The sequence below is a fragment of the Pseudomonas sp. SWRI179 genome, from assembly GCF_014268705.1.
Classification (GTDB): Bacteria; Pseudomonadota; Gammaproteobacteria; order Pseudomonadales; family Pseudomonadaceae; genus Aquipseudomonas; species Aquipseudomonas zanjanensis.
In genome coordinates this window covers 19,104-38,855 of record NZ_JABWRA010000045.1, presented here as the reverse complement: position 1 = coordinate 38,855, position 19,752 = coordinate 19,104, and the positions used below count along the sequence as shown (strand labels likewise).

At 61.8% G+C, this 19,752-nt stretch carries 19 protein-coding genes; 7 read left to right on the top strand and 12 right to left on the bottom strand.

Annotation, left to right across the window (positions count from 1 at the left end; translation table 11 throughout):
• Positions 1-169: 169 nt before the first annotated feature.
• The 4 genes from HU767_RS22260 to HU767_RS22245 all read right to left on the bottom strand — a co-directional run bounded on the left by HU767_RS22260 (position 170) and on the right by HU767_RS22245 (position 2,553).
• Positions 170-613, bottom strand: a complete 444-nt coding sequence (locus HU767_RS22260; protein ID WP_186708110.1) for a hotdog fold thioesterase — start codon at positions 611-613, stop codon at positions 170-172.
• A gap of 97 nt (positions 614-710) precedes the next feature.
• Positions 711-1,154 carry a phosphohistidine phosphatase SixA gene (gene sixA / locus HU767_RS22255; RefSeq protein ID WP_186708112.1) on the bottom strand — a complete coding sequence of 148 codons (444 nt, stop codon included), beginning with the start codon at positions 1,152-1,154 and terminating at the stop codon, positions 711-713.
• Complete coding sequence (locus HU767_RS22250) at positions 1,151-1,498, bottom strand: DUF4389 domain-containing protein (RefSeq protein ID WP_053123936.1); 348 nt, start codon at positions 1,496-1,498, stop codon at positions 1,151-1,153. The genes sixA and HU767_RS22250 overlap by 4 nt, the downstream gene beginning before the upstream one ends.
• A 29-nt stretch (positions 1,499-1,527) precedes the next feature.
• Entirely contained in the window at positions 1,528-2,553 is a 1,026-nt protein-coding gene (locus tag HU767_RS22245; RefSeq protein ID WP_186708114.1) for an NAD(P)H-dependent glycerol-3-phosphate dehydrogenase, read from the bottom strand.
• Positions 2,554-2,752: 199 nt separating this feature from the next.
• Here HU767_RS22245 and HU767_RS22240 point away from each other — a divergent pair, with 199 nt between their 5' ends.
• From HU767_RS22240 to fabB, 5 genes are all read left to right on the top strand, one after another.
• Complete coding sequence (locus HU767_RS22240; protein ID WP_186730474.1) at positions 2,753-4,876, top strand: TonB-dependent receptor; 2,124 nt, start codon at positions 2,753-2,755, stop codon at positions 4,874-4,876.
• Positions 4,877-5,809 (top strand): ABC transporter substrate-binding protein, encoded by a 933-nt coding sequence (locus HU767_RS22235; RefSeq protein WP_186708118.1) that lies wholly within the window; start codon positions 4,877-4,879, stop codon positions 5,807-5,809.
• Positions 5,806-7,713 (top strand): ATP-binding protein, encoded by a 1,908-nt coding sequence (locus HU767_RS22230; protein WP_186708120.1) that lies wholly within the window; start codon positions 5,806-5,808, stop codon positions 7,711-7,713. Before HU767_RS22235 ends, HU767_RS22230 begins: the two co-directional genes overlap by 4 nt.
• A 248-nt stretch (positions 7,714-7,961) precedes the next feature.
• Positions 7,962-8,477: a 3-hydroxyacyl-[acyl-carrier-protein] dehydratase FabA gene (gene fabA / locus HU767_RS22225; protein WP_003204400.1), complete on the top strand. Its 516-nt coding sequence runs from the start codon at positions 7,962-7,964 to the stop codon at positions 8,475-8,477.
• Positions 8,478-8,488: 11 nt separating this feature from the next.
• Positions 8,489-9,709 (top strand): beta-ketoacyl-ACP synthase I, encoded by a 1,221-nt coding sequence (gene fabB, locus HU767_RS22220; protein WP_186708122.1) that lies wholly within the window; start codon positions 8,489-8,491, stop codon positions 9,707-9,709.
• A gap of 193 nt (positions 9,710-9,902) precedes the next feature.
• Here the strand turns inward: fabB and HU767_RS22215 are convergent, their stop codons facing one another.
• A complete protein-coding gene (locus HU767_RS22215) occupies positions 9,903-10,367 on the bottom strand; it encodes a DUF3859 domain-containing protein (RefSeq protein WP_018610122.1) in 465 nt (154 codons plus the stop codon).
• A 211-nt stretch (positions 10,368-10,578) separates the two neighbouring features.
• A complete protein-coding gene (locus HU767_RS22210) occupies positions 10,579-11,532 on the bottom strand; it encodes an amidohydrolase family protein (protein ID WP_238349511.1) in 954 nt (317 codons plus the stop codon).
• Positions 11,533-11,715: 183 nt separating this feature from the next.
• Between HU767_RS22210 and HU767_RS22205 the strand changes: the two genes are divergently transcribed.
• On the top strand, positions 11,716-12,576 hold the full coding sequence (locus HU767_RS22205; RefSeq protein WP_186730472.1) for a pirin family protein: 861 nt from the start codon (positions 11,716-11,718) through the stop codon (positions 12,574-12,576).
• Positions 12,577-12,735: 159 nt separating this feature from the next.
• Here HU767_RS22205 and HU767_RS22200 read toward each other — a convergent pair whose 3' ends face one another.
• The 4 genes from HU767_RS22200 to HU767_RS22185 all read right to left on the bottom strand — a co-directional run bounded on the left by HU767_RS22200 (position 12,736) and on the right by HU767_RS22185 (position 16,460).
• Positions 12,736-13,464 (bottom strand): dienelactone hydrolase family protein, encoded by a 729-nt coding sequence (locus tag HU767_RS22200; protein WP_186708128.1) that lies wholly within the window; start codon positions 13,462-13,464, stop codon positions 12,736-12,738.
• Positions 13,465-13,533: 69 nt separating this feature from the next.
• Positions 13,534-15,438, bottom strand: a complete 1,905-nt coding sequence (gene htpG / locus HU767_RS22195) for a molecular chaperone HtpG (protein WP_186708130.1) — start codon at positions 15,436-15,438, stop codon at positions 13,534-13,536.
• An 87-nt stretch (positions 15,439-15,525) separates the two neighbouring features.
• Positions 15,526-15,987, bottom strand: a complete 462-nt coding sequence (locus HU767_RS22190) for a PaaI family thioesterase (protein ID WP_053189657.1) — start codon at positions 15,985-15,987, stop codon at positions 15,526-15,528.
• Entirely contained in the window at positions 15,984-16,460 is a 477-nt protein-coding gene (locus HU767_RS22185) for a PaaI family thioesterase (protein ID WP_186708132.1), read from the bottom strand. Before HU767_RS22185 ends, HU767_RS22190 begins: the two co-directional genes overlap by 4 nt.
• Positions 16,461-16,618: 158 nt before the next feature.
• Between HU767_RS22185 and HU767_RS22180 the strand changes: the two genes are divergently transcribed.
• Positions 16,619-16,879 (top strand): hypothetical protein, encoded by a 261-nt coding sequence (locus HU767_RS22180; protein ID WP_186708134.1) that lies wholly within the window; start codon positions 16,619-16,621, stop codon positions 16,877-16,879.
• A 73-nt stretch (positions 16,880-16,952) separates the two neighbouring features.
• Here HU767_RS22180 and HU767_RS22175 read toward each other — a convergent pair whose 3' ends face one another.
• Both HU767_RS22175 and brnQ read right to left on the bottom strand, forming a co-directional pair.
• A complete protein-coding gene (locus HU767_RS22175; RefSeq protein ID WP_186708136.1) occupies positions 16,953-17,690 on the bottom strand; it encodes a DUF599 family protein in 738 nt (245 codons plus the stop codon).
• A 271-nt stretch (positions 17,691-17,961) separates the two neighbouring features.
• Positions 17,962-19,275: a branched-chain amino acid transport system II carrier protein gene (gene brnQ / locus HU767_RS22170; protein ID WP_053123957.1), complete on the bottom strand. Its 1,314-nt coding sequence runs from the start codon at positions 19,273-19,275 to the stop codon at positions 17,962-17,964.
• Positions 19,276-19,752 lie beyond the last annotated feature (477 nt).

The window sequence follows — 19,752 nt, the reverse complement described above, 5'->3', positions numbered from 1 at the left end:
GTTGTATGAGCGATGAAACCTGTGGCGAGGGAGCTTGCTCCCGCTGGGCCGCGAAGCGGCCCCCAAACCCTCCGCCTGACAAACCGCAGCGCCTGGTCTTGGGCCTGCTGCGCAGTCCAGCGGGAGCAAGCTCCCTCGCCACAAGGGCCTTTCACCCGCCACAAGGGGTTCAACGCGCCGGTGGTTGCTCACCCAACGGCACCACGGCCATGGTCAGGCGCGACACGCAATTGAGCTTGCCCTCGTCATTGACCAGGCGAATGTCCCAGACCTGGGTGGTACGGCCCAGGTGAACCATCCGAGCCGTGGCCGTTACCCGTCCGCTGCGCACGCCGCGCAGGTGGTTGGCATTGATCTCCAGGCCGACGCAATAGAACTTGCTGGCATCCACACACAGGTAGGCAGCCATGGACCCGACCGTTTCGGCCAGGACCACCGAAGCACCGCCATGCAACAGGCCGAACGGCTGGTGGGTACGCTGATCGACCACCATGCTGGCGGTCAGGGACTCGTCGTCGAACGACTCGAAACGGATATCCAGCACTTCGCTGATGGTGTTTTTACCGGCGGCGTTCAGTTGCTCGATGTTGGGGGTGGTGCGCCACAGACTCATCGCTGCCCTTCCTTTTTGGTTTTTATTACATTCAATCCTGCACAGCACGGTGGGAGCAAGGCTTGCCCGCGATGCAGACGCTGGGGTGGATCAGGTATTACAGGCGCTTGAGACTCATCGCCCCGGCCAGCGGCATATCGCCTTCCAGCTCGGCCAGCCCAGCCGTTTGCACTTGCTCGGGCTGTTGCAGGTGGCCGTGCTGCAGGAGGCCCAGCAGGCTGCCCACCAACGGGTTATGGCTGACCAGCAGCACGTCGTCCTGATCCTTCAGATGCCGCAACACATCGGCCGGCCGGGTCTCCGGCGTGAGCCAGTCGACGGTGATCAGTTCAGGTTCAAAGCCCAGTGCTTCGCGCACCAGTTGCGCGGTCTGTTGGGCACGCACATAAGGGCTGGCATAGATGGCTCGCAATGGCTCACCCATCAACCGGCCGGCACTGAGCAACACTTCCTCGCGGCCATGTACCGTCAAGACCCGCTCTGGATCGGGACGCACACCATGGGGCTCTGCCTCTCCGTGACGCAATACCCACAGTTTCATAGCTTCGGCTCCTCGTCCCGGACCGGATGCGGCGCCGGCGCCACGGCGTGAGGCGCTTCACCTTCCGGCGTGCGTGGGGTCGGCCAGTCCGCGAACGGCCAGGGCTTCTGGTCGCTGTGGAAGGTGCCGAAACGGCCGATCTGCGCCAGGAACTGGCTCAGGCTGTCACCGAAATTCATCAGGCTCGCGCTGGGCGCGCCGTAGATCAGCCGATAGATCAATTGCACCAGCACCACGGCGCCGAGGATGAATTGCGCCACCTGCCAGACCAGCAGGTAAACCACCATCCACAGCACACGCAGCAGGATGGATTCGTATTGGGGTTGCCCTTGCGGATCGTTCATGGCTCGCTCCTGCTTGCGTCAATAGCGGTTCAGTTGAAACCGCTGGTGGAAATGAAATCAACGTCGGTCTTCGGTTCACCACGCATCAACAGCTCGATCACCTGTTCCAGCGTGCGCCCTTCAAACAGGATCGCGTGCAGCCCGGCGACCAGCGGCATGTACACCCCCGCCTCCTGGGACTTGGCCTTGAGCACCTTGAGGGTATTGACCCCTTCGGCCACTTCACCCAGGCGCGACACAGCCTCATCAAGGCTCAAGCCTTGGCCAAGGGCAAAGCCGACCTGATAGTTGCGACTCTTGGGCGAGGAACAGGTGACGATCAGGTCGCCCACTCCGGCCAATCCCAGGAAGGTCATCGGGTTGGCGCCTTGGCTGACGGCGAAGCGGGTCATTTCCGCCAGCGCGCGGGTGATCAGCATGCTCTTGGTGTTCTCGCCCATGTCCAGCGCCACCGCCATGCCGGCGATGATGGCATAGACGTTCTTCAGTGCACCGCCCAACTCCACTCCAAAACGGTCAGCACTGGCGTAGACCCGAAAGGTGCGGCCATGGAGTGCGGCCTGGACCTGTTGGCACAATTGCTCATCCTCACTGGCGACCACCGTGGCGGTCAGCGCGTGCTCGGCGATTTCCCGCGCCAGGTTCGGGCCGGAAATCACACCGATTCGCGCCTTGGGGGCGATTTCTTCGAGAATTTCGCTCATCAGCTTGAAGGTCTGGGCTTCGATGCCCTTGGTCAGGCTCACCAACAGTTTGCCGCTCAGGCGCTCGGCATGGGGTGCCAACACCGAACGCAAGGCGCTGGACGGCAAGGCGACGAAGAACAGGTCGCTACCCTCCAGGGTGGCCTGCAAGTCAGTCACCGGCACCACTTCCGGGCGGATCTTGATGCCCTTGAGGTAACGTGGGTTCTCGCGGTTGACCCGGATGGCCTCGGCCTGTTCCGGGTCACGCATCCACTGGCGCACCGGGTGGCCATTCTCGGCCAGCAGGTTAGCCACGGCGGTACCGAAACTCCCGCCCCCCAGGACCGCAATCGGGCGCTGTTCAGTCATATGCAATCCGTTCATCCATACCAAGTGGCAATGCGGGGCATTATACGGAGCGGCCGGATGGCGACCAGCCCCGGCAACAATTACCGCCAGCTGTAGGAAGCTGACCACCAATTCCCAGGAAAATGCTGTCAACGTGAATGGAAAAGTCGTTCAGCTCAGTTAACATGCCCGTCATCCGTCCATTCTCATAGGCTGTGCCGTGTCCGTTGGCCCTTCCCGTTCAGGTTCGTCCCTGCTCTTGGCGCTGATCATCAGCCCGCCAGTGCTGGCCGACGACTTGTTCGTGGACAGCCAGCCCCTGCCCCAGGTACTGACGGCCACGCGCCTGAAGCAATCGCCGGCGGCGGTGCCAGGCAGCATGACCGTGCTCGACAGCGAGCTGATCAAGGCCAGCGGCGCCCGGGACATCAGCGAATTGCTGCGCCTGGTACCGGGCATGATGGTCGGCAACATCACCGGCAACCAGGCCGCCGTGAACTACCACGGCACCAACGCCAGCGAAGCGCGGCGCATGCAAGTGCTGATCGACGGCCGCTCGGTGTACCGCGCCGGCCTGGCCACCGTGGACTGGAGCGATATTCCGGTGGCCATGGAAGACATCGAGCGGATCGAAGTCTTCCGCGGCCCCAACACCGTCAGCTATGGCGCCAACGCGCTGATGGCGGTGGTCAACATCATCACCCGCGTCCCGGCCGACAGCCATGGCACCCGGTTGAAAATCACCCGGGGCCAGCGTGGCATCAGTGACTGGTACGCCAGCCAGGGCAGCGGCTGGGAAGGCGGCGACCTGCGGTTGTCGCTGTCCGGCCAGGAGGACGATGGCTTTGACAGCGACCGCAACGGTGCCGACTACCGCGACAGCCGCCGCCTGAATCGCTTCAATCTGTCCGTCAGCCAGACCCTGGACGAACGGCAGAGCATCGACTGGCAATTGAACGCCAAGGACGGGACCAACCAGCGACCTTATACCTACCGTCCCGTGTTCGCCGGGATTACCGCCGCTGGGGATAATTCCGACGTCATCGCCAAGGACTATGCCGGCTCACTGCGCTGGAACCTGGACCTGGATCCCGACCACAGCCTTTATGTACAAGGCTCGATCCAGCACTGGGATCGCCAACAGACCTGGCGCGCCTGTGACGCCGAGGTGTCTTTCAGCCCGCAACTGACCGACCTGTGGCAGCTCAACCCCAACTATGCCGAGAAGCTGGCGCGCAATATCCCCAGCTATACCAGCATCGGCGCGCCACCCGGCACGCCACAGGAACAGGCGTTGGCCAACCAGGTGCTCGATCAGTGGCGCAACGGCGCCTCGCGGACCCTGTGCGGCGATATCGACCAGAGCGCCCGGGAATCGCGCTACGACCTGGAGATCCAGGACACCCTGAGCCTGTCCGACAGCCTGCGACTGGTCACCGGCGCCAATTATCGCTACGACCGGGCCGACTCGGAGACGTACTTCAACGGCACCCTGGACGACACCACCTGGCGCCTGTTCGGCCAGCTCGAATGGCGGGCTACCGAGCATTGGCTATTGCAGGGTGGCGCGATGTTCGAGGACACCCGCCTGACCGGCAGCTCGCTGACCCCACGGGTCGCGGTCAACTACCTGATCACCCCGCGCCACGGCCTGCGGGCGGTGTACTCCGAAGCCGTGCGCTCGCCGGACATGTTCGAGAACAACGTCAACTGGAGCTACCAGGTCACCAACCTGCAGCCTGCCGCCTTCGGCCAGAACAGTGCCCGTTATTTCGTCCGGACCCGCGGCCCGGGCAACCTGGAGCAAGAGCACATGCGCTCTCGGGAACTGGGCTACAACGGTTATTTCGTGGACGTGGGCCTGGCGGTCGACGTGAAGCTGTTCCATGACGAAATCACCGGCATGATCAGCGAGCCGCTGCGCAACAATCAGTACATCGCCAGCAATGCCAATGAATCGCAGTTCTCCGGGGTCGAGACCCAGTTCGACTGGCGCATGACCAGCGCTGACCGTCTGCGCCTGACCTATGCCTATGTCGACGCCCAGGCCAGCAACCCCCTCGACGAACAACTGACCGCCCGCAACAGCGGTTCGGCCGGCTGGCTACGGGACTGGGGCCAGGGCTGGAACAGTGCGCTGTTCTACTACGCCGCCGACGACCTCAACGGTTATCGCTTCGAACGGGTCGACACCCGCCTCGCCCGGCGCATTCCCCTGGGCAAGGCCAGCCTGGAACTGGCGGGCGTGCTGCAACAGCGCCTGGACAACCAGCCCATGACCTTCGTCGACAACCGCTACGACTCCCGCCATGTGGTGTACTTCAGCGCGGAGCTATCGTTCTAGATGTCCCGGCGCCGCCCCCGCAAGACGCCATTTCATGGCCGCCTGACGCTGGCCCTGTGCCTGGTGTTTGCCGGCTGGCTGGCAACCCTCCAGGCCAGGGCCGCCGAAATCCTGTTGACCGGCGCCGAGGACAGCCCCGGCGTACAGTCTTTCACCCAGGCCCTGAAAACCTTGCGCCCCGAAGACAGCGTACGCTTTACACCACTGGCCAACCTGCCGACGCCGGACAAGCTGCCGGACACTGTGCGCCTGATCCTGCTTGACTTGCCCAGCCTGGAGTGGCGCCTGCAAGACGCGCGGGGCCCGGCCACCCTGGTCCTGCGCATCAGCCGCCAGCAAGCCCGCGACCGCCTGGGCGATGCGACGCCCGCGCACCTCAGCCTGCTGTGGAGCGATCCACCGATGGCGCGGCAACTGCGGCTGATCCGCACCATCCTGCCGCAAGTGCGACGGGTCGGCGTGCTGTATGACACCCACAGTGAATTCCTGCTCAAGGATCTCCAACAGGCCGCGGCACCGCTGGGCCTGGTCATCGTCAGCGAACGTTGGGACGACACCAGCGACAGCCGTCCCCTGCAAAACCTGCTGGGCCAAAGCGATGTGCTGCTGGGCCTGGATGACCCCGACTTGTACAACCCCAAGACCGTGAAGAACCTGTTGCTCAGCAGCTATGCCCGGCAACGCGCGCTGATCGGGCCCAGCGCCGCATTCGTCAAGGCCGGCAGCCTGGCCAGCACCTACAGCGACCAACAAGACTGGCTGGCGATTCTCGACGACCTGCTTGACCGCCCCGCCACGACCTGGCCGCGCACGCTGTATCCGGACCGCTTCAAAGTCCTGGGCAACCGGCAGGTCTCCCGCTCGCTGGGGATCGAACCGATTGACGCCGAATCCGTCGCGGCAACGTTGGCCGAAGGAGAACACCGCCCATGACCTTGCGTCGCCGTTGGGACATCAACACCCGCACCCAGCTCATCGCCCTCGGCCCGGCGTTGCTGCTGACCTTGCTGCTGATCACTTTCTTTACCTTCGTGCGGATCCAGGACTTGCGCCAGGAGCTCAATCACACCGGGCAACTGATCGCCAACCAACTGGCCCCCGCCACGGAATACGGGGTGATTTCCGGCAACAAAGAGGTGCTCGAAAGCCTGCTCACCGCAACCCTGGCGACCCCACACGTGCGCTTCCTGGAAGTCCAGGACAGCGCCGACAAGGTCCTGGTGTATGTCGAACAACCCGAGCAGGTCCACAGCCGTGCCCAGCAGATCGACGTCTTCCAGGCCCCGGTGCGCCTGCAGCGCATTGCCCTGAACAATGATTTCCTGCAAGGCAACAGCAGCGCCATGGAGGCGGCTGGCGAGGATTACCTGGGCCGCGTGATCGTCGGCATGTCCAGCGACGCCTTCAGCCAGCGGCAACAGGAAATCCTGTTCAAGGCCGCGATCCTGGCGTTGTTCGCCCTGCTGTTCACCTTCCTGGTGGCACGTCGGCTGGCGACCAGCCTGTCCCGGCCGATCCGCGACATCGGCAACGCGGTCAAGGCTATCCAGCAAGGCGACTACAGTACCCCGCTGCCCATCGTCGATGACACCGAACTGGGGGCCTTGTCGCGGCACATCAACAACCTGGCCGACGGCCTGGAACAAGCCAGCCGCGAACAGCAGCAGGCCATGGCGCAGTTGATCAAGACCCGCGAAGAAGCGGAAAAAGCCAACAGCGCCAAGTCCGAGTTCCTGGCGATGATGAGCCATGAACTGCGCACGCCCATGAACGGCGTACTGGGCATGTTGCAGCTGCTGGAAACCACCCGCATGACCGACGAGCAGCACGAGTACACGGCGCTGGCTTCGGAATCCACCGAACACCTGTTGAAAGTGATCAACGACATCCTCGACTTCTCGCGCATCGAGCGCTCGGCCCTGGAACTGGAGCACATCCCGTTCAACCTGGCCGAACTGGTGGGCAGTTGCGCGCAGTCTTTCCAGCACAGCGCCGCGCAGCGCAAGCTGGGTCTGGACCTGCTGGTCCCGGACGACATGCAGGCCTTGCAGGTCCAGGGCGATCCGACGCGGATCCGGCAGATCCTGGTGAACCTGATCGGCAACGCGCTGAAATTCACCGAGCAAGGCCGTGTCACCGTGCAATGCCAATGGCAGGCCCTGGACCACGAACTGCTGTGGTTCACCTGCACGGTGCGCGACAGTGGCATCGGCATCCCCGCCGAGAGCCTGGAGCGCATGTTCGATGCCTTCCAGCAGGCCGACAATTCGATTTCCCGGCGCTACGGCGGCACAGGCCTGGGCCTGCCGATCGCCCGCACCCTGGCCGAACGCATGGGCGGGACGCTGCGGGCCCAGAGCGAAGAAGGCCAAGGCTCGGTGTTCACTCTCGAGATCCCGCTGGCCCTGTCGCGCCAGACACCAGCGACCCTGGTGCCGCGCCTGCCTATCGGCAGCGGCAGCGGCGATGGCGAAGGCCGCAACGTGTTGCTGGTGGAAGACAATCCGGTCAACCAGACGGTGGTCGAAGCCATGCTGCGCAGCCTGGGTTTCACCGTCAGCATCGCCACCGATGGCGCCCAGGCCGTACGCAGCGCCGAAAGCCTGATTTTCGAAGCGATCCTCATGGATTGCCGGTTGCCCATCATCGATGGCTACGAAGCCACGCGGCAGATCCGCCAGTTGCCGGGTTGCGACCAGGTGCCGATCATCGCCCTGACGGCCAACGCCTTGCAGGGCGACCGCGAAGCCTGCCTCGCGGCGGGCATGAACGATTACCTGGCCAAGCCGTTCAAAAGGAACGAACTGCAACAGATTCTGCAGCGCTGGGTGAATTAGAACAGCTCGCCAGACCATCTGTGACTGGCGTGAAAGGCGAAAGTGCGGCAGTCTTAGGCACCCGAACGAGCCTCGATTGGGGCTTGAATAAAAATTTCAGTGCACAGGTGTACATTCATTTCCCGTGTGCTGTGACTTTCACTACAACGCAATAGTCTATGAGTAGGCTGTCGATTCGAGGCATGAACGCTTCGATCGGCCGGGAAGATTTGCCCCACCCTGCCGCATGGGACTATTGAGGAGCTCGCATGACCAAACAAAACGCCTTTACCCGGGAAGATCTGCTGCGCTGCAGTCGCGGTGAGCTGTTCGGCCCAGGTAACGCGCAACTGCCCGCCCCGAACATGCTGATGGTGGATCGCATCACCCATATCAGCGAAGAGGGTGGCAAGTACGGCAAAGGTGAATTGGTCGCCGAGCTGGATATCACTCCGGACCTGTGGTTCTTCGCCTGCCACTTCGAAGGCGATCCGGTGATGCCGGGCTGCCTGGGCCTGGACGCCATGTGGCAACTGGTCGGTTTTTTCCTCGGCTGGCAAGGCCTGCCAGGTCGCGGACGCGCCCTGGGTTCGGGCGAAGTGAAGTTCTTTGGTCAGGTCCTGCCGACCGCCAAGAAAATCACCTATAACATTCATATCAAACGCGTCCTCAAGGGCAAGCTGAACATGGCCATTGCCGATGGTTCGGTTGCCGTGGACGGTCGCGAGATCTACACCGCCGAAGGCCTCCGGGTCGGCGTTTTCACCTCCACTGACAACTTCTAAGGGTTATCCGCATGCGCCGCGTCGTTATCACTGGTCTGGGCATCGTTTCGTGCCTGGGCAATGACAAAGAGACCGTCTCCGCTAACCTGCGTGCAAGTCGCCCTGGCATCCGGTTCAACCCGGAATATGCCGAAATGGGTCTGCGTAGCCAGGTTTCCGGCTCCATTGACCTTCCCCTCGAAGAACTGATCGATCGCAAGATCTACCGTTTCGTCGGCCATGCGGCGGCCTACGCCTACCTGGCCATGAAGGACGCCATCGCTGACTCCGGCTTGACCGAAGAGCAGGTTTCCAACCCGCGCACCGGCCTGGTCGCCGGCTCCGGCGGTGCCTCCACCTTGAACCAGATGGAAGCGCTGGACATCCTGCGTGAAAAAGGCGTCAAGCGTGTCGGCCCATACCGCGTCACGCGGACCATGAGCAGCACCGTTTCGGCCTGCCTGGCCACGCCGTTCAAGATCAAGGGCCTGAACTACTCCATCGCTTCTGCCTGCGCCACCAGTGCCCATTGCATCGGTACCGCCATGGAACAGATCCAGATGGGCAAGCAGGACATCGTGTTCGCCGGCGGCGGTGAAGAAGAACATTGGAGCCAGTCGTTCCTGTTCGACGCCATGGGCGCCCTGTCCAGCAAGCGTAACGACACGCCAGAAAAAGCTTCCCGTGCCTACGATGCCGACCGTGACGGCTTCGTCATCGCTGGCGGCGGCGGCATGGTCGTGGTCGAGGAGCTGGAACACGCCCTGGCCCGTGGTGCGAAGATCTACGCGGAAATCGTCGGCTACGGCGCCACGTCCGATGGCTACGACATGGTCGCGCCAAGCGGCGAAGGTGCGGTGCGCTGCATGCAGATGGCCATGTCCACCGTCGATGCACCGATCGACTACCTGAACACCCACGGCACCTCGACCCCGGTCGGCGATGTCGCGGAAATGAAGGGTGTGCGCGAAGTGTTCGGCGACAAGGCCCCGGCCATCAGCTCCACCAAGAGCCTGTCGGGTCACTCCCTGGGCGCCGCCGGCGTTCACGAAGCGATCTACTGCATGCTGATGATGGAAGGCAACTTCATGGCCGGTTCGGCCAACATCGACGAGCTGGACCCGGAAGTGGCCGACCTGCCCATCCTGACCAAGACTCGCGAAAACGCCACCATCAATACCGTGATGAGCAACAGCTTCGGCTTCGGTGGCACCAACGCCACCCTGGTGATGAAGCGCTGGCAGGGCAAGTAAGCCCCGCTGCTACGCCACACAAAAAAACGCCCCGACTGGTTCGGGGCGTTTTTTTTTGCCTGACGGATATGCCTGAATACCTTGTGGGAGCGGGCTTGCTCGCGAATGCGGCGGGTCAGACGGCACATTGCTAGCTGACACTCCGCATTCGCGAGCAAGCCCGCTCCCACATGAGATCTGCAGTGGGTGGAATTCAGCGCACGACAAACCGCTGCTGTGTCAGCAGCCGATCACCCTGGAACACCATGAATCGCCACTCTCCCGGCACCACTTCGTGGCTTTCGGTGAATTCGTAGGCCATGACATCCTGGGGTGCGCCAGGTACCAGTTTCTGGATGACCTCGAATTTGTCGTGGCGCACGCCATCGGGGGTGCGGATACCGGGAGTGAAGTACAACAGGGTCAACGGCTGGTCGTCAGCAACCTTGCCAGCCAACTGATAGCGCATGCCGAATTTGGTGCCCAGCTTCGCCGGTACGCTCTCGGTCTGGCGGATCTGCTCGTTGCTGCGCCGCAGGACCCGCTCGCCCGATTGCAACTCAGCCTGGGGACCTTCAAAGACACCATATTCCACCGGGCCTTCGACACGAACTTCCGCCTGGGCCAGGCCGCAGGTCAACAACAGCGCGACCAGTGCGCTTGAACGGGTGAGGTGCATAGTGCGCTCCTTGATTGAGATGAGCGCGAGGGTATGACGCGGGAGTGACAGGCTGATGACAAAGCGATGTTGGCCATGCCAGCTATGGCCCGGGGATAGGGTTGCCCCTGTGGCGAGGGAGCTTGCTCCCGCTCGACTGCGCAGCAGTCGCCAGATTTTGGGGCTACTGCGTAGCCCAGCGGGAGCAAGCTCCCTCGCCACAAAAGCGGGCTTAGCGGGCCACTGAGCGGGGCAGCACCGCCAGGAAGTTATCCCGCGCCACTCTCCTCGCCACGTCTTGCGGCAAGGCATCGAGGAACGGATCGAAGCTGCGCAGTTCCTCACCCAACTTGTTGAAACGCCCAACCACATCCGACCCCACCATGAAACGCTCAGGAAAGCGCTCCACCAGCTTTACCCACTCAACCCGAGGCTTGCCCGCCTCATCCAGCAAGTACGGCGTGAGTACGCTCCAGGACAGGTCGACGTAGAGATTGGGGTAGGCCTCGAGCAGGCGGGTCAGGGTCGGCAGCAGAAAATCCAAGCGGGTCTGGTGACGATGGATTTCCATGCTGGTGCCTGCATGGGCCCAGATGAAGCGCGTGTGCGGGTGATTGCGCAACGGTTCCTCGATTTCCGCCAGGTACAGCGGATTTTTCTCACGCTTGGACGTGATGTTGGAATGCAGCATCACTGGCAGGTCGTTTTCCGCCGCCAGGTGATAGATCCGCGTCATGGCTTCGTTGTTGGCTCGTGGCGTGTCGCCCGAGGTCAGCGCCGTCAGGTCGTCATGGCGGGTGAAGACCTCACCGATGCCCTGCCACAACCCCGGATAGAGATCGAGCATGCGCTGGATATGGGCGGCGGAGTTCTTGTCGTTGGGATTGAAGCCCGACAGGAACGGATGGAAGTGCTGGCGCTGTTCGTCGGTCAGCTTGCTCACTGCCGCGGCGACGATCACATCGGTGGCGCTGTACCAATAGGCGTCCGCGTCATCACCGGCGTAATAACGCGGACGCTTGGGCTCGTCCTCATGCCATTTCTTGGCCACCGGCACGCCGGAAATCATCACATGCTCAATGCGATTGTCCGCCATCGCCTGAAGCAGCTTGGGCATGCCGGCGCTTTCCTGGAAGAAATCGACGTAATGCAGGTGCGCATCGCTGTAGGCATATTCGCGGGCCATGGCGGTGGCGCTCGAAACGACCAGCAGCCAGGCAAGGATCAAACGGGTCAAAGGCACGGGCGGTCTCCAGAAGCCATGAACAGCGTAGACCCTCGCCGTCCCGCCTGGGTTCAAGGCGCATGTGCAGTGTCTGCCGGCGGCGGGTTATGCTTCGGCCAACCGTTGTTCAACCTGGAAGACAACATGACCACTCCCCTGACCGTTCGTCCCCGCGCCGAAGACGTCGAAGGCCAGCCGATCCTTCGCCCGCTGCCGTCCGCCAAATGCCGCAGCGTCGGGCCTTTCGTGTTTTTCGATCACATGCTGCCAACCACCTACCCGGCCGGCAAAGGCATGAACATCCGCCAGCATCCACACATTGGCCTGTCCACCCTCACCTACCTGTTCGAAGGCAAACTCCAGCACAAGGACAGCCTGGGCTCCGACCAGGTGGTGGACGCTGGCGATGTCAGCTGGATGACCGCCGGCAGCACCATCGCCCACGTCGAGCGCACCCCGGAGTCATTGCTGGGCAGCCCTTTCGCCATGCACGGGTTGCAAGTCTGGCTGGCCTCGCCCAAGTCCCACGAACAGGGCCCGGGGCACTACAGCCATCACCCCGCGCAGAGCCTGCCGGTCAGTGAGAACCTGGGGGTCGGCATCCGCATGATCGCCGGGAGAGGCTTTTGCCTGGAATCACCGGTACCGGTGCTCTCGCCAACGCTGTACGCCGAGCTGAACCTGCAGACCGCAACGACCTTGCTGATTCCCACCGAGCATGAAGAACGGGCCCTGTATGTGCTCAGTGGCGAGGCGTTATTGGAGGGTGAGCCGGTAGAAGCCCATTCCCTGGTGATATTGCCAGCCGGGGAAGCAATGACACTGTTTGCCGACAGCGATTGCCATGCCGTGCTGTTCGGCGGCGCGCCCCTGGACGGGCCGCGGCGGATGAACTGGAATTTCGTTTCCAGCGACCCGGCCCGGATCGATGAAGCCCGCCAGCGCTGGGCGGCTGGGGACTGGCCGACGGTGCCGGGGGAAAGCGAGCGGATCGAGCTGCCCTGAGTTCAGGGTTGTCTGGCTGGGCCCCTTCGCGAGCAAGCCCGCTCCCACAAGGACCGAGTCGCCCGCAGCACTGTGGGCATCGCAGATCCACTGTGGGAGCGGGCTTGCTCGCGAAGGGGCCAGTCCTGACACCAACAATGCTCAGTACCCGCCCCAACCTCAGCCCTTGAACACTTCATCCAACAAATTATGCATCGAGCGGAACGCCCGCCCGGCGACCTTGGCGTCGTACATCATCTTGCCCGGCACATTGGCCTGCGGATCAGTGAACGAGTGCACCGCACCGCCGTAGCTCAGCAACTGCCAATCCACCCCGGCGGCATTCATTTCCTCTTCAAAGGCCGGCAGCTGCTCTTTCGGCACCAGCGGGTCGCAAGCGCCATGCATCACCAGCACCGCGCCCTTGATGTTCTGCGCATCGGCCGGGTTCGGTGTATCCAGGGTGCCGTGGAAGGAAATCGCGGCCTTGAGCGGTGCGCCGGTGCGCGCCAACTCCAGTGAACAGCAACCGCCGAAGCAGAAGCCGAACGTGGCCAGCTTCGTCGTGTCGACCTCGGCTTCGCCTTGGCTTTGCAACTGCTCGAACGCAGCCTGCATGCGCTTGCGCAACAATGCCCGGTCGTTCTTGAGGGGCATCATCGCCGCCCCCGCCTCATCGGCATTGGTCGGGCGCACCGTTTGCCCATACAAGTCGGCGATCAGCACCACATAACCGTTGGCCGCCACCGACTTGGCAATGTCCTCGGCACCCGCCCCGACACCCATCCAGTTCGGCGCCATCAGCAAACCCGGGCGCGGGCCCTGCTGGTTAATGTCGAAGGCCAGGCGCCCTTCATAACTTTGACCATCGATCTGATAGACCAGCGAACGAACCGTAACCTGACTCATGACGGACTCCTCTTTGACTGAACACCAGAAATGAAAAAACCCGCCGAAGCGGGTTTTTCCTGCACTTGTTTAAGCTGACAGTTCAACCAACAGCTTGTTCAGGCGACGCACATACGCCGCCGGGTCCTTCAGGCTGTCGCCGGCCGCCAGGGCCGCCTGGTCGAACAGGATGTGCGACAGATCGCCGAAACGCTCTTCACTCTGCTCGTTGTCGAGTTTTTCCACCAGCGGGTGGGCCGGGTTGAATTCGAAGATCGGCTTGGAGTCCGGGACTTTCTGGCCGCTGGCTTCGAGGATCTGGCGCATTTGCAGGCCCAGGTCCTGCTCACCGATGGCCAGGATCGCCGGGGAGTCGGTCAGGCGGTGCGAGACGCGCACTTCGCTGACAGCGTCACCCAGGGCGGTCTTGATCCGCTCCACCAGGCCTTCCTTGCTCTTGGCGACTTCTTCGGCGGCTTTCTTGTCTTCTTCCGAATCCAGGTTGCCGAGGTCCAGGTCACCACGGGCCACATCGACGAAGCTCTTGCCGTCGAACTCGTTGAGGTAGCTCATCAGCCACTCGTCGATGCGGTCGGTCAGCAGCAGCACTTCGATGCCTTTCTTGCGGAAGACTTCCAGGTGCGGGCTGTTCTTGACCTGCGCATAGGTTTCACCGGTCAGGTAGTAGATCTTGTCCTGGCCTTCCTTGGCGCGGGCCAGGTAATCGGCCAGGCCAACGATCTGCTCGCCATCGTCACCCTGGGTCGACGCAAAGCGCAGCAGGCCGGCGATTTTCTCTTTGTTGGCGAAATCCTCGGCCGGACCTTCCTTCATCACTTGGCCGAAGTTCTTCCAGAAGCTCTTGTACTGATCAGGCTCGTTCTTCGCCAGTTTTTCCAGCATGTCCAGCACGCGCTTGGTCAGTGCCGACTTCATGGAGTCGATGATCGGATCTTTCTGCAGGATTTCCCGCGAAACGTTCAGCGACAAATCGTTGGAATCCACCACGCCCTTGATGAAGCGCAGGTACAGCGGCAAGAACGATTCGGCCTGGTCCATCACGAACACACGCTGCACGTACAGCTTCAAGCCCCGTGGCGCTTCGCGCTGGTACAGGTCAAACGGTGCGCGGGCCGGCACGTACAGCAGCGAGTTGTATTCCAGCTTGCCTTCGACCTTGTTATGGCTCCAGCTCAGCGGGTTCTCGTAGTCGTGGGCGATGTGCTTGTAGAACTCCTGGTATTCCTCGTCTTTCACTTCGGTGCGTGGACGGGTCCACAGAGCACTGGCGCGGTTGACGGTTTCCCACTCCACTTCAGGCTTTTCTTCGCCTTCGGCGGCGGTGACTTCCTTCGGCAGCTCAATGGGCAGCGCGATATGGTCGGAGTACTTCTTGATGATGTTGCGCAGGCGCCAACCGTCGGCGAACTCGTCTTCGCCGGACTTGAGGTGCAGCACGATGCGGGTACCGCGATCAGCCTTGTCGACGGTGGCGACTTCAAACTCGCCTTCACCCTTGGACGACCAATGCACGCCTTCGCTCGCAGCGAGGCCGGCACGGCGGCTGAACACTTCGACCTGGTCGGCCACGATGAACGCCGAATAGAAACCGACGCCGAATTGACCGATCAGGTGGGAATCTTTCTTCTGGTCGCCGGACAGGTTCTTCATGAAGTCGGCCGTGCCGGACTTGGCGATGGTGCCCAGGTGCGTGATCACTTCTTCGCGGCTCATGCCGATGCCGTTGTCTTCGAGAGTGACGGTTTTCGCGTCCTTGTCGAAGCTCACACGGATTTTCAGCTCGGCGCCGCCTTCCAGCAGTTCAGGCTTGGAAAGGGCTTCGAAACGTAATTTGTCGACAGCGTCAGAGGCGTTCGAAATCAGCTCGCGAAGGAAAATTTCCTTATTCGAATACAGCGAGTGAATCATCAGGTGCAGCAGTTGCTTCACCTCGGTCTGGAAGCCCAGGGTTTCCTTTTGAGTTTCCACGCTCATGGTCATCAAACTCCAAGTGGATGGTGGTGTCCGCCTCGCTGAGATTGGCGGCGGGATGTCCTCAAGGTGGGGGCGACGCGGATGATTTCAAGGGCGATCGGGTTTTGAGGGTTCCTGGATCTTGAAATGTGCCCGGGCAGTGGCGATGGGTTGCGCCTCGACGTCTTGCCAGGCGGTGATCGCGACGTTGGCGACCCGTCGGCCCTGGCGCCAGACCTGGCATTTGGCGTAGGTGTCGCGAAACTGTCCGGTGCGCAGGTAATCCAGGGAAAAGTCGATGATTTTGGGTATGCCCGGCGTGCCGGTGGCGATCAACAGATGAACGGCGGCTGCCAGCTCCATGAAGCCGGCGATGACCCCGCCGTGGATGGCCGGCAGCAAAGGGTTACCAATGTTGTCTTTGTTGGCCGGCAGGCGGAACACCAAGTCGTCGCCCTGGCGCGTGCATTCGACACCGATGAGTTGGGCATAGGGGATCGAGGCGAGCAGCAGCGCGTAGTCACCCTGCTCGCAGGCGCGGCGCAGTTGTTCCTGGGTGGTATCGGTCATGGTTGGCCCACGGTGGTTATCGGACTGGCCTTGCCCATGCCCCTGGCATGCTGGCCCAGGCGCATGAACGTGCCCACCACATGGGCAATGGGTTGTTCGGGATCGTCTTGATAGGCGAACCCCCGGGTGAAAATCACGTCCGGGGTCACCCGATAACATTGAGCGAAGCCGTAGACGTCCTTGTGGGGCTCGGCGGCGTGCATGTAGTCGATGCGCAGGTCGAGGGTGGGGCAGACTTCGAATTGCGGCAGCACGCATAAGGTCGACATGCCGCACGCGGTGTCCATCAATGAGGTCAACGCGCCGCCGTGGATGATGCCCGTCAGAGGGTTGCCGACGATTTTCGGGCTGAACGGCAGGACGAGCGTCAGCCCGTCACGATTGGCGCCGTGCAACTTCAAGCCCAGCACCTGGCAATGTCGCAGGGCCGATAAAAAGCGCGTCGCACGCTCAAAAATGGGATCTTCAGCCATGTCCATCAATGCCCTCGTTTGTGCAGAGGCCCGGCAACGGGCGTGTTCGCTAAAGTTCCGCGAGCGTCCAAAGTTATATATCTGTAGCAAAAGAGGAACTTAACCTGAAGGGGCGCGCTCAAAAGGCCAGTAGTTATTTCCATAAGGAGAAACACCCCATGCGTAAGACTTTTGCTATTGCCTTGATGTTGGCCGCTTCCCTCGGCCTCGCTGCCTGCGATAAAAAATCCGAGGACAAAGCTCAAGATGCCCAACAACACGCTGAGCAAGCTCAGCAAGACATGAACAAAGCACAGGATAAAGTGAACGACGCGGCGAAAGAAAACGCCGAAGCCGCCAAAGCTCAGTCTGAATCGAACAGTGCCGCGCAGCAGGAACAAGCTCCTGCTCCTGCTCCTGAAGCGCCTAAAACCAACTGATACGGTTTTAGCAGTAAAAGAAAACCCGCCTGGCGCGGGTTTTCTTTTGCCTGTGATTTGGAGGCGGCGTCTGTCAGGCCGCTTCCTTGCCGGCCTCGGGCGCTGGTGCTTCGGTGGGGGTATAGACCATCACATCCAGCACATCGGAGTGAAACTCACGCTGATACAACACGAACACCACGCCAGCACTCATCAACATGAATAACCAGGGGCTGACAAACCACGCCAACATGGTCATGCCGAAGTAATAGGCACGCAGGCCGAAGTTGAATTGGTTGGCCGCCATGGAAATCACCCGCGCCGCCCTTAGTGCGAAGGCTTTGCGCTCTTGCTCCGAGACATGGCGCTCGCCGATCATCGGTGCCGAACCAATCAGCACCGCCGCGAAGTTGTATTGGCGCATGCACCAGCTGAACGTGAAGAACGCATACACGAACACCAGTGCCAGGCACAGCAACTTGACCTCCGCCATGCCCTGGGAAGCCTGTTGCACCAAGGGGATGTCCGCCAGCAACGACACCGCCCGATCCGAGGCCCCAAGCACTGTCAGGATGCCCGCCAGGATGATCAGTGTGCTGGAAGCGAAGAATGACGCGTTGCGCTCCAGGTTGCCGATCACGCTGGCATCGGCGATGCGGTTCTCGCGCAGCAGCATGCGGCGCATCCAGTCTTCGCGGTACAGGTGCATGACACTGGCCAGGCAGGCCGTGTCGCGGGCCTTCCAGGAGGCGTAACGGGTGTAGCCCGCCCAGCAGATGATGAACCAGGCGGCGGCAAGCAGATGGATCAGGTTGGCTTGGATGAATGACATTCGATTTCCTGTGACGAAAACAAAGCTGTGGCAACTTGCAATGGACCCCTGTGGGAGCGGGCTTGCTCGCGAATGCGGTGTGTCAAACGGCATATTTGTAGCTGGTACACCGCATTCGCGAGCAAGCCCGCTCCCACAGGGTTCTGCAGGTTTTTCAAGACACTGCTTCGACGTTTACCCACGGAAAAAGACACTGCCGCCCAAAAAAAATGCCCCGTATCGATTGATACGGGGCATTTCGGTTCTTGCCGGTGGATCTGCCTGTTGTCGCTTACGCCAACGCTTCGCTGCGCTTGCCCAGCAGGCGATCACACACCACCGCGACCGCCAGGGTCATCACCGAAGGCACCAGCCAGGCCAGGCCTTGCTCGCTCAGCGGCAAGTGAGCCAGCTGCGTCGGCATCCAGTCCGCCAGCCCCGCGCCCTTGAGCGCATCGATCAGGCCAAACAGGAACGACACCAGCATCACCGGGCCAACGATGCGCCCCTGCTCGTGCCAGAAATCCTTGCAGAAGCTCAGGGCCACCAGGGCGATGCACGGTGGGTAGATCGCGGTGAGGACCGGAATCGAGAACGCGATCAGCTTGGTCAGGCCCAGGTTGGACACCAGCAGCGAAAAGGCCGCCAGGATCACCACCAAGGTCTTGTAGGACAGCGGCAACACGCGGCTGAAGTACTCGGCGCAGGCGCAGGTCAGGCCGACCGCGGTCACCAGGCACGCCAGGGAAATCAGCACCGCCAGGAAACCGCTGCCCAGGCTGCCGAAGGTGTGTTGCACATAGGCGTGCAGCACCGCGGCGCCATTGGTTGCGCCCGCGGCCACTTCATGGCTGCCCGAACCCAGGCGGAACAGGCTGACGTAGACCAGCGCCAGACCCACGCCGGCAATCAGCCCGGCGATGATCGCGTAACGGGTGATCAGGGCCGGTGACTCGACGCCCCGGGAGCGGATCGCATTGACGATGACAATGCCGAACACCAAGGCGCCCAGGGTATCCATGGTCAGGTAGCCATTGATGAAGCCTTGGGAAAACGGCGCCGCCACGTATTCAGGCGTGGCCACGCCGATATCGCCGGCCGGCAAGGCAAACGCAGCGATGCCGAGCACGGCCAGGGCGATGATCTTCAGGGGAGCAAGGAAACGTCCGACGGTGTCCAGCAGGCGGCCCGGGTAGAGCGAGATGAAAAACACCAGCAGGAAATACACCGCGCTGTAGAGGAACAGCGCCAGCGGGCTTTCACCGGTCAGAGGCGCCAAGCCGACTTCGAACGAAACGGTGGCGGTACGTGGCGTGGCGAACAGCGGGCCGACAGCCAGGTAGCACACCGCCGCCAGCAACCCACCGGCGATTTTGCCGATGGGGCTGCTCAGGGCATCCATCGCGCCACCGACCTTGGCCAACGCAACGACCGTGATGACCGGCAGCCCGACCGCGGTGATCAAGAAGCCCAGCGCCGCCATCCAGACATGGGGCCCGGACTGCAAACCGACGATAGGCGGGAAGATGATGTTGCCAGCCCCGACGAACAGGGCAAATGTCATGAAACCAAGCGCCAGGATGTCCTGGCCTTTCAACACTTTCATTAAGGAAACCACACTACTGAATCGGAATTTAGAGAGGGATTTCCCCGAGGGTAGAGGGAAATGCTGCCGATCCGTATGGGACCGACCCGTTTAGCGCGGCGCTTCCTTTTGGGCAGCGATCGCAAAAATGGCTGCTAGCCTAACGAATTTGGCGATAAAACGCACTGTAAAGGGGCAAACTATCCGATGCACGACGCTCCCTGTGTCGCGTTTTTGCATCTAAATGGTTGACGACTGTAATTCCGTCATCGCGAGCAAGCTCGCTCCCACAATGCAATGCGCTCATGCCTTTGTGGCGAGGGAGCTTGCTCCCGCTGGGCTGCGCAGCAGCCCCAATACAGGCAAACCGGATCTATTCAGGTAAGACGGCGCAGCCTGGTTTACGACTGCTTCGCAGCCGAGCGGGAGCAAGCTCCCTCGCCACAAGGACCTCCCTACATTTCCCAAGTAAAACGGCTGTACAGTCGGCCAGAAACG

Excerpts from the sequence above, each read along its gene's own strand:
- HU767_RS22260 (WP_186708110.1), bottom strand. The coding sequence starts at position 613 with ATGAGTCTGTGGCGCACCACCCCCAACATCGAGCAACTGAACGCCGCC.
- sixA (WP_186708112.1), bottom strand. The coding sequence starts at position 1,154 with ATGAAACTGTGGGTATTGCGTCACGGAGAGGCAGAGCCCCATGGTGTG.
- HU767_RS22250 (WP_053123936.1), bottom strand. The coding sequence starts at position 1,498 with ATGAACGATCCGCAAGGGCAACCCCAATACGAATCCATCCTGCTGCGT.
- HU767_RS22245 (WP_186708114.1), bottom strand. The coding sequence starts at position 2,553 with ATGACTGAACAGCGCCCGATTGCGGTCCTGGGGGGCGGGAGTTTCGGT.
- HU767_RS22235 (WP_186708118.1), top strand. The coding sequence starts at position 4,877 with ATGTCCCGGCGCCGCCCCCGCAAGACGCCATTTCATGGCCGCCTGACG.
- HU767_RS22230 (WP_186708120.1), top strand. The coding sequence starts at position 5,806 with ATGACCTTGCGTCGCCGTTGGGACATCAACACCCGCACCCAGCTCATC.
- fabA (WP_003204400.1), top strand. The coding sequence starts at position 7,962 with ATGACCAAACAAAACGCCTTTACCCGGGAAGATCTGCTGCGCTGCAGT.
- fabB (WP_186708122.1), top strand. The coding sequence starts at position 8,489 with ATGCGCCGCGTCGTTATCACTGGTCTGGGCATCGTTTCGTGCCTGGGC.
- HU767_RS22215 (WP_018610122.1), bottom strand. The coding sequence starts at position 10,367 with ATGCACCTCACCCGTTCAAGCGCACTGGTCGCGCTGTTGTTGACCTGC.
- HU767_RS22210 (WP_238349511.1), bottom strand. The coding sequence starts at position 11,532 with ATGGCCCGCGAATATGCCTACAGCGATGCGCACCTGCATTACGTCGAT.
- HU767_RS22205 (WP_186730472.1), top strand. The coding sequence starts at position 11,716 with ATGACCACTCCCCTGACCGTTCGTCCCCGCGCCGAAGACGTCGAAGGC.
- HU767_RS22200 (WP_186708128.1), bottom strand. The coding sequence starts at position 13,464 with ATGAGTCAGGTTACGGTTCGTTCGCTGGTCTATCAGATCGATGGTCAA.
- htpG (WP_186708130.1), bottom strand. The coding sequence starts at position 15,438 with ATGAGCGTGGAAACTCAAAAGGAAACCCTGGGCTTCCAGACCGAGGTG.
- HU767_RS22190 (WP_053189657.1), bottom strand. The coding sequence starts at position 15,987 with ATGACCGATACCACCCAGGAACAACTGCGCCGCGCCTGCGAGCAGGGT.
- HU767_RS22185 (WP_186708132.1), bottom strand. The coding sequence starts at position 16,460 with ATGGCTGAAGATCCCATTTTTGAGCGTGCGACGCGCTTTTTATCGGCC.
- HU767_RS22180 (WP_186708134.1), top strand. The coding sequence starts at position 16,619 with ATGCGTAAGACTTTTGCTATTGCCTTGATGTTGGCCGCTTCCCTCGGC.
- HU767_RS22175 (WP_186708136.1), bottom strand. The coding sequence starts at position 17,690 with ATGTCATTCATCCAAGCCAACCTGATCCATCTGCTTGCCGCCGCCTGG.
- brnQ (WP_053123957.1), bottom strand. The coding sequence starts at position 19,275 with ATGAAAGTGTTGAAAGGCCAGGACATCCTGGCGCTTGGTTTCATGACA.